The sequence below is a fragment of the Actinomycetospora sp. genome (genome assembly GCF_055612215.1).
Window position 1 is genome coordinate 1 of the sequence record NZ_JBVPVA010000933.1, and the last position, 7527, is coordinate 7527.

Sequence of the window (7527 nt, forward strand, 5' to 3'; positions counted from 1 at the left end):
GGGGATCGCGCTCGTGGCGCTCGGCGTGCTGGCGCTGCTCGTCATCGGCGTGCTCCTCGCCCTGCACTGAGGCCGTCGATCATCAGGCCCAGCGTGAAGTCGAAGCGGTCGTGTCCCTCGCCCGCCGTGATCTCGGCGGCGTGGGCCACGGTGAGCGGGAAGGACCCGACCGGCAGGGCCTCGAGCCGGCCCCCCAGCTCGTCACGGTCGAGGACCCAGGCGGCGTCGTCCCGGACCGCGCGCCGCCGCACGATCGAGGTCTCGAGGCAGTAGGCGGCCACGTAGAGCAGGAGGGCGTCGGCGGCCCAGGCGGCGGACCGGGCGGCGACACCACCGGCGAGCAGGATCGCGAGCATCCCCTCGCTGACGCGCGCGATCTCCGGGTCGGTCGGTGCCAGCGCGAGCGCGGCGCGCGAGATCCCGGGATAGCGCAGGTAGTGGTCACGGACCTGGGTGCAGACGTCGCGGAGCTGGTCCCGCCAGGCCGCGGCGTCGGGCTCGGGCAGGGTGAGTCCGGCGCACAGCCGCCCGATGAGCAGCTCGTCGAGGTCGGCCTTGTTGACCACGTGGGCGTAGAGCGACGCGGGTCCGGTGTCCAGCGCGGCGGCCAGCCGGCGCATCGTCAGCGCCTCGTAGCCCTCGGCGGCCACCAGGTCCAGGGCGGTGTCGACGACCCGCGCCGGGGTGATCGGAGCCGGGCGGCGCCGCGGCGCCCCGGCGGCGTCGACGGTGGCCCCCTGGCGGGCCGCACGGCGCTCTCGCGGGTTCACGACACCACCCTAGCTTGACGCGAACGGTGTTCGTACGTAGAACGGTGTTCGTGCAGAGCCTCGAGCAGGACGTGGACGTGACCGTGGTCGGGGCGGGTCCGGTGGGCCTCGTGCTCGCCGCGGAGCTGGCCCTCGCGGGGGCGTCGGTGCAGGTCCTGGAGCGCGCAGCCGAACCGGACACCGCGATGAGGGCGCAGTCGATCACCGTGCCGACGGCCGAGGCGCTCGATCGCCGCGGCCTGCTGCCCGCCGCCCGGGCGATCCAGCGCGAGACGCTCGCGCGCCTGGGCTCCGCCGCGCCCACCTCCGGGTCGCGGGTCACCGGGCACTTCGCGGGGATGGTCCTCGATCCCGACCTGGTGGACTGGTCCGATCCCGACCTCGCCGCCCACACCGCCGTCGACGGGGCGCGGCTCGTGCCGCAGCCGGCGCTGGTGGCACTGCTCTCCGAGCACGCCGCGCGGCTCGGCGTCCTGGTGCGCCGCGGGGTGGAGATCACCACGCTCGCCGACACCAGCGACGGGGTGCTGGTGGGCACCACCGCCGGCCCGCTGCGCACCGCGTGGCTCGTCGGGTGCGACGGCGGGCACAGCGCCGTCCGCCGGCTCGCAGGCATCGAGTTCCCCGGGACCGACCCGGAGATGACCGGGTACCAGGCGGTCGTCGACGTCGCCGACCCGGAGAAGCTCGCCGAGGGCTGGGTGTGGTCCCCCGCCGGGGTGTACCGGTGCGGGCCGCAGCCCGGGCGGGTGGCCACGATGGAGTTCGACGCCCCGCCCGCCGACCGCTCGGCCCCGGTCACGCTGGCCGACGTCCAGGCCACGCTGCGCCGGGTCTCGGGCACCGACGTCACGCTGACCGCACTGCGCGCCACCCCCACCCGCTGGACCGACAACACCCGACAGGCGGCGACCTACCGGTCGGGGCGGGTGTTCCTGGCCGGCGACGCCGCGCACGTGCACCCGCCGTTCGGCGGCCAGGGGCTCAACCTCGGGGTCGGCGACGCGACGAACCTCGGGTGGAAGCTCGGCGCGGTGGTCGCCGGGTGGGCCCCGCCGGGGCTGCTCGACACCTACGACGCCGAGCGCCGTCCCGTCGGCGCCCGAGTGCTGGACTGGACGCGCGCCCAGATCGGGGTGCTGCGCGGGGACGCCAAGTCGGCCGCGCTGCGCGGCATCGTCGCCGACCTGCTCGCCACCCGGGACGGCGCCACCTACGCGGTCGCGCAGATCTCCGGCGTCACCCAGCGCGTCGACCTCCCCGGCGACCACCCCCTGGTCGGGCGCCTTGCGCCGGACCTGTGGTCGTCCGACGGCTCCCGTCTGGCCGACCACGGTCACGACGGCGGGTTCCTGCTGCTCGACCGCACGCCCGACGGCGCGCTCGCCCGCCGCGCCGGCGCCTGGGCGGGGCGGGTGAGGACCGTGACCGACCCCGCGGGTCCGCGCCCGGTCGCGGTGCTGCTCCGCCCGGACGGGGTGGTGGCCTGGGCCTGCGACGGCGAGGTCGGCCCGGATACCGTCGCCGGGCTCGACGCCGCGCTGCACCGCTGGTCCGGCGCGCCCACCGGTCGTGTCGAGGACGTCGTCGCGGCCTCGACACCCGTGTAGCGAGCGGCGATCGGAGGCGTCATGGACGTGGTGGTGGACGGCGTCGTGTTCGGGGAGTGTCCCCGCTGGCACGACGGCCGGGTCTGGTTCTCCGACTGGGGCGCGGGCCGCGTCGTCTCCGTCGCTGCCGACGGCACGACCACCACCGAGGCCGAGGTGGCCTCCTTCCCGCTCTGCATCGACTTCCTGCCCGACGGGCGGCTGGTGGTGGTCTCCTCGGCGGACCGCGCGCTGCTGCGCCGCGACGCCGACGGGACCCTCGTGCCGTACGCCGACCTCGCCCCGGTGTCGGAGAAGCCCTGGAACGACATCGTGGTCGACGCGCGCGGCGGCGCCTACGTGAACAGCATCGGGTTCGCGTTCCCGGGCGAGGACTACGCGCCGGGCCTCGTCGTCCACGTGACCCCCGACGGCGTCGTCACGCGGGTCGCGGACGGGCTCGCCTTCCCGAACGGCATGGCCATCACCGACGACGGGTCGACGCTGATCGTCGCCGAGTCCTACGCCGAGCAGCTCACCGCCTTCGACATCGCCGACGACGGCACGCTCTCGGGCCGTCGGGTCTGGGCCGCGACCCCGGGCGAGCACCCGGACGGGATCTGCGTGGACGCCACCGGCGCGGTCTGGCTCGCCGACGTCGGGCACGGGCACTGCGTGCGGGTCCGGGAGGGCGGCGAGGTCCTGACGACGGTCACGCTCGACCGCGGAGCGTTCGCGTGCACGCTGAGCCGCGAGGGCGAGCCGAGGCTCTTCGTCACCGCCCAGAACTGGGCCGGCCCCGACGCGGTCGGCGGCGCCTCGGGCCGGCTGGTGGCGTTCCCGGCCCCTGCGCTCGGCGCCGGCCGTCCCTGACCCGGACGTGGAAGAGCCCGGAGCCGCCAGGTCGGGGGTCCGGCGGTCCGGGCTCTGCAGACCATGTCGTCGTCGGGGCCCGGAGTGTTACCGGGTTGCCGGACACCGGGGCGGGGGCGACGACGCCACGAAGCAGCAGGTCGTCGACAACCGGAACTCCTCCGAGCCGGAGAAGGCCGCCTGTCAGGGCGCGCCGGCCCGTCCATCCTGACCTAACCACCTAACTCCTCTTGACAAGTTAGGCGGTGAGGCGTGTCCTCCTGGGGTGACACAGCGCGGACAGACCCTCACGACCTCCCCCCGCGTGGGGTTCCACGACGGCGAGCTCCTCGTCCAACGGCAGGCGGGGGTCGACGAGGAGGCCTCGCGGCTGGCGGGGATGGTGGGCGCGCCCCGGCTCGACGGCTCGGTCGCCGCCTTCGTCGCCGCGCGTGACCTGGTGTTCCTCACCGCCCACGACGCGTCGGGCACGCTCTGGACCTCCGTGGTGGCCGGCCGCGCCGGGTTCGCGACGGTCGAGGACGGGAGCCTGCGCGTCGCGGGCGCGCCCGGCCGCGGCGATCCGCTCGCCGGGCTCGCTCCGGGCAGCGTCGTCGGGACGCTCTTCGTGGACTTCGCCCGGCGCCGCCGGGTCCGCCTCAACGGGGTCCTGACCGAGGTCGGGCCCGGGGGACTGCGTCTCGACGTGGACCAGGCCTACGGCAACTGCCCCCGCTACATCCACCCGCGCGAGGTCCATCCGGCCGACGGGCACGAGGCCGACCGGCACCGGGTCGACCACGGGCCGCGGCTCGACCCGGGGTCGATCGCACAGATCCGCCGGGCCGACACCTTCGTGCTCGGGACCGCGCACCCGGCCGCAGGCGCGGACACGTCCCACCGCGGCGGCGACCCGGGCTTCGTCCGCGTCGACGCCGACGGCTCGCTGTGGTGGCCGGACCTACCGGGCAACAACCTGTTCAACAGCCTCGGCAACATCGCCGCCGACCCCCACGCGTCGCTGCTCTTCCTCGACCCCTCCACCGGCCGCACCGTGCAGGTGTCGGGCCGCGCGGCCGTGGAGTGGATCGCGCCGGACAGCACGGGGGACGACGGCGGGACCGGCCGGCGCGTCCGGGTGTGGCCCGAGCACGTCGTGACCACCGAGGGCGGGGCGGACGCACGATGAGCACCGAGACCGTCCGGACCCCACCGACCACGTGAGCGGAGACCCCGATGGGACTGTCCTGGCAGCAAGGACCGCTGGCCCCCGGCGCGATCGGACGCTTCCTGGTGCCCGAGCCGCTGCCCGAGCGGCTGCTGTTCGCCGAGCCGCTCCGCCGGCGGATGCGAGTGCGCTTCGGCGGCACCTGGATCGTCGACAGCGAGGACGTGGTGCTCCTGCACGAGCCCGGCCGCTACCCCGTGGCGTACTTCGCCCGCTCCGACGTCGAGCCCGGGGCGCTCGAGCCGATGCAGCACCGCACCACGCACCGCGACCTGGGAGCGACCGCGTGGTTCGCCGCGCGCGCCGGGGACGCGCGCACCGAGCGCGCTGCCTGGCAGCACGTCGACCTGCCGGCCCACGCCGCGGTGCTCGAGGGACGGGTGGCGTTCGCCTGGCGGGCGATGGAGGCCTTCTACGAGGAGGACGACCGCATCGTCGGGCACGCGGCCGACGCCTACCACCGCAACGACGTCCGGCGGACCTCGCGCCACCTCGTCGTCCGGGAGGGTGGTCGCGTGGTGGCCGACAGCCACGCGCCCCTGGTGCTGTACGAGACCGGGTTCGCCCCCCGGTGGTACGTCCCGCGCCGGGACATCGACGAGGCGGCGCTCACGGCGGTGGCCGGTCAGACCTTCTGCCCCTACAAGGGGCTCGCCAGCTACTACTCGATCGGGGACGCCGACCGGGCCGCGTGGTCCTACCGCGAGGCCTGGCCCGAGGTGGCGGCGGTGCGCGACCTGGTGTCCTTCGAGCCGGACCGGGTCGAGGTGACCCTCGACGGTGCCGTGCTCCGTCTCGAGCGCGGGCAGAAGGTGATGCCGCACGGCGTCGATCGCGGGCTGGACGTCGAGGAGCTCCTGACGCGTTGAGCAGAGCTCAGAGCAGCCCGTGGGCGCGCGCATTGGTGATCACCTGGGCGCGGTTGCGCGCGTCGAGCTTGCGCATGACGTGGTGCAGGTAGGTCTTCACCGTGTTCGGCGAGAGGCCGAGGCGCTCCCCGATCTCGCCGTTGGTGTGGCCGGAGGCGACGAGGCGCAGCACGTCGTACTCCCGCGGGGCCAGCGGTGCCCGGGTGGAGGCGGCCACCGGTCCCCGGTAGGTGCCGGTGCGGGCGACCTCGCGGATCGCCTCCCCGAGCGCGACGCCGGACGCGTCCTTGACTAGGAGCCCGACCGCCCCGGCGGCCAGGGCCGGCGCGATCCCGGAGTGCTCGGGGAACGCGGTGAACAGCAGGACGCGGCTCGTCGGCGAGACCGCCCGCAGCCGGGGCACGACGTCGGCGGCCAGGGCGTCGGGCAGGCGCAGGTCGAGCAGCACGACCTCCGGCTGCTCCCGGGCGCACACCGTCACGGCCCCGGCCCCGTCGGCGGCGTGGCCCGCGACGGTGATGTCGCTGTGGCGACCCAGCGCGTTGACGACGCCGTCGCGGACCACGGGGTGGTCGTCGACCACCAACACGCGCACCACCCCGGTCCTCAGCACGGCAGCTCGAGCCGCCAGACCGTGCCGCCCTGCTGGTCGGGCAGGACGCGCAGGGCGCCGCCGAGCCGTGCGAGGGCCTCCGTCGTGGTGGCGAGCCCGATCCCGGCCCGGTGGTCCGGGGGCAGCCCGACGCCGTCGTCGGTGACCGTCACGATCAGCCCACCGTCCGGGCGGGACGCGACGCACACGACGACCGCCGCGGCGTGCGCGTGCTTCTCCACGTTCAGCAGCGCCTCGCGCACCGCCGCAACGACGACCTCGGTCCGCGACGGCGGCAGCGCCGGCGGGTCGTCGTCGAGCATCACCAGCTCGGCGGGCAGCCCGGTGCGGTCGCTGAAGGCCGAGCAGTCGGCGCGCAGCGCGACCGACAGCGCGAGGGTGGCGGGCGAGGCGCGCAGCGTCCGCAGCGAGTCCCGCAGCGCCGCCGACGCCTCCGACGCCTGCTCCTGCAGCCGCGCCAACCGGCTCCGCAGCTCCGGGTCGGCGCCGACCGCGTCGTCGAGCCCGGCCACGCCCGACCCGATGGCGAACAGCAGTGCCCCGACGCTGTCGTGCAGCTCCGCGGCGAGGCGGTTCCGCTCCTCGTACACGGCGACCTCACGAGCCAGCCGGGCGCGCTCGGCGACGGCCACCGCGAGCGCCGCCTCGTCGGCGACCGCCTCCGCCCGTTCGGCGGCCCGGTCGCCGAAGGTCCCCGCGGAGCGCGCGCCGACGGCGAGCACCCCGAGCAGGTGCCCCTCGCGCCGGACCGGCACCGCGAGCAGGCGCCGGATCCCCTCGCGGTCGATGAGCCGGTCGAAGGTGTGGGTGATCTCCCCCGAGCCGAAGTAGTCGTCGACCCACGCCGGGGCCGCGGTGCCGTGCACCTTCCCGGTGAGGCCGAGGCCACGGGGCACGGCGAGCCCGCGGAGCAGCCCGGTCCGGTCGCCGGTGACCTGCGCGAGGGTGAGCTCGGCCGCGTCGTCCTCGGCCGGCTCCCCGACCCAGGCGACGTCGCCCTCGCTGGAGAGCAGGTCGAGGGCCGCGCGCACGGCGGCCCGCCGGTCGAGCAGGCCGACGAGCTCGACGTGCTCCCGGATCAGGCGCGCCGTCGGGTCCACGGGTCCATCGAACGCGTCGTCGACCACGGTGTCACGGGGCGAACTGCTTGATGAGTTCCCGGCGCATGATCTTGCCGGTCGACGTGGCGGGCAGCGTCTCGACGAACCGCACGAGCCGCGGGCGCTTGTAGGGCGCCAGGTGCTCGCCGGCGAAGGCGATCAGCTCCTCCTCGGTGGGGTCGGTCCCGGCGACCCGGACCACGTAGGCGCAGGCCAGCTCGCCACGCACCGCGTCCGGGACCGGGCCGGCGGCGACCATCGCGACCGCCGGGTGGGCGGCGAGGACCCGCTCGACCTCGGCCGGGTAGACGTTGTAGCCCCCCGTGATGATCATGTCCTTGCGGCGGTCGACGACGAAGACGTGGCCGGTCGCGTCCTTCGTCGCGACGTCGCCGGTGTGCAGCCAGCCGTCCGGCTCGATCGTCTCGGCCGTCGCCTCCGGGTTGCCGAAGTAGCCCGTCATGACGATGGGCCCGCGCACCATCAGCTCGCCCGGCTCCCCGACC

The 7527-nt window shown here is 75.6% G+C and carries 8 protein-coding genes; 4 read left to right on the forward strand and 4 right to left on the reverse strand.

Annotation, left to right across the window (positions count from 1 at the left end):
* Window positions 1-41: 41 nt before the first annotated feature.
* Window positions 42-770 (reverse strand): TetR/AcrR family transcriptional regulator, encoded by a 729-nt coding sequence (locus tag AC0CYZ_RS25425; protein WP_472220520.1) that lies wholly within the window; start codon window positions 768-770, stop codon window positions 42-44.
* Between the two features lie 50 nt (window positions 771-820).
* Between AC0CYZ_RS25425 and AC0CYZ_RS25430 the strand changes: the two genes are divergently transcribed.
* From AC0CYZ_RS25430 to AC0CYZ_RS25445, 4 genes are all read left to right on the forward strand, one after another.
* Complete coding sequence (locus tag AC0CYZ_RS25430; protein ID WP_472220522.1) at window positions 821-2380, forward strand: FAD-dependent monooxygenase; 1560 nt, start codon at window positions 821-823, stop codon at window positions 2378-2380.
* A 21-nt stretch (window positions 2381-2401) separates the two neighbouring features.
* The gene (locus AC0CYZ_RS25435) at window positions 2402-3232 is read left to right on the forward strand and encodes an SMP-30/gluconolactonase/LRE family protein (RefSeq protein ID WP_472220524.1); all 831 of its coding nucleotides are present in this window, start codon (window positions 2402-2404) and stop codon (window positions 3230-3232) included.
* 265 nt (window positions 3233-3497) lie between these two features.
* Entirely contained in the window at window positions 3498-4400 is a 903-nt protein-coding gene (locus tag AC0CYZ_RS25440; protein WP_472220526.1) for a pyridoxamine 5'-phosphate oxidase family protein, read from the forward strand.
* Between the two features lie 47 nt (window positions 4401-4447).
* The gene (locus AC0CYZ_RS25445; protein ID WP_472220528.1) at window positions 4448-5308 is read left to right on the forward strand and encodes a DUF427 domain-containing protein; all 861 of its coding nucleotides are present in this window, start codon (window positions 4448-4450) and stop codon (window positions 5306-5308) included.
* A 7-nt stretch (window positions 5309-5315) separates the two neighbouring features.
* Here AC0CYZ_RS25445 and AC0CYZ_RS25450 read toward each other — a convergent pair whose 3' ends face one another.
* The 3 genes from AC0CYZ_RS25450 to AC0CYZ_RS25460 form a co-directional block, all read right to left on the reverse strand.
* The gene (locus AC0CYZ_RS25450; protein ID WP_472220530.1) at window positions 5316-5903 is read right to left on the reverse strand and encodes a response regulator transcription factor; all 588 of its coding nucleotides are present in this window, start codon (window positions 5901-5903) and stop codon (window positions 5316-5318) included.
* A gap of 11 nt (window positions 5904-5914) precedes the next feature.
* Window positions 5915-7021 carry a GAF domain-containing sensor histidine kinase gene (locus tag AC0CYZ_RS25455; RefSeq protein ID WP_472220532.1) on the reverse strand — a complete coding sequence of 369 codons (1107 nt, stop codon included), beginning with the start codon at window positions 7019-7021 and terminating at the stop codon, window positions 5915-5917.
* A 31-nt stretch (window positions 7022-7052) separates the two neighbouring features.
* The coding region (locus AC0CYZ_RS25460) for an AMP-binding enzyme (protein ID WP_472220534.1) at window positions 7053-7527 on the reverse strand (475 nt) is incomplete at its 5' end.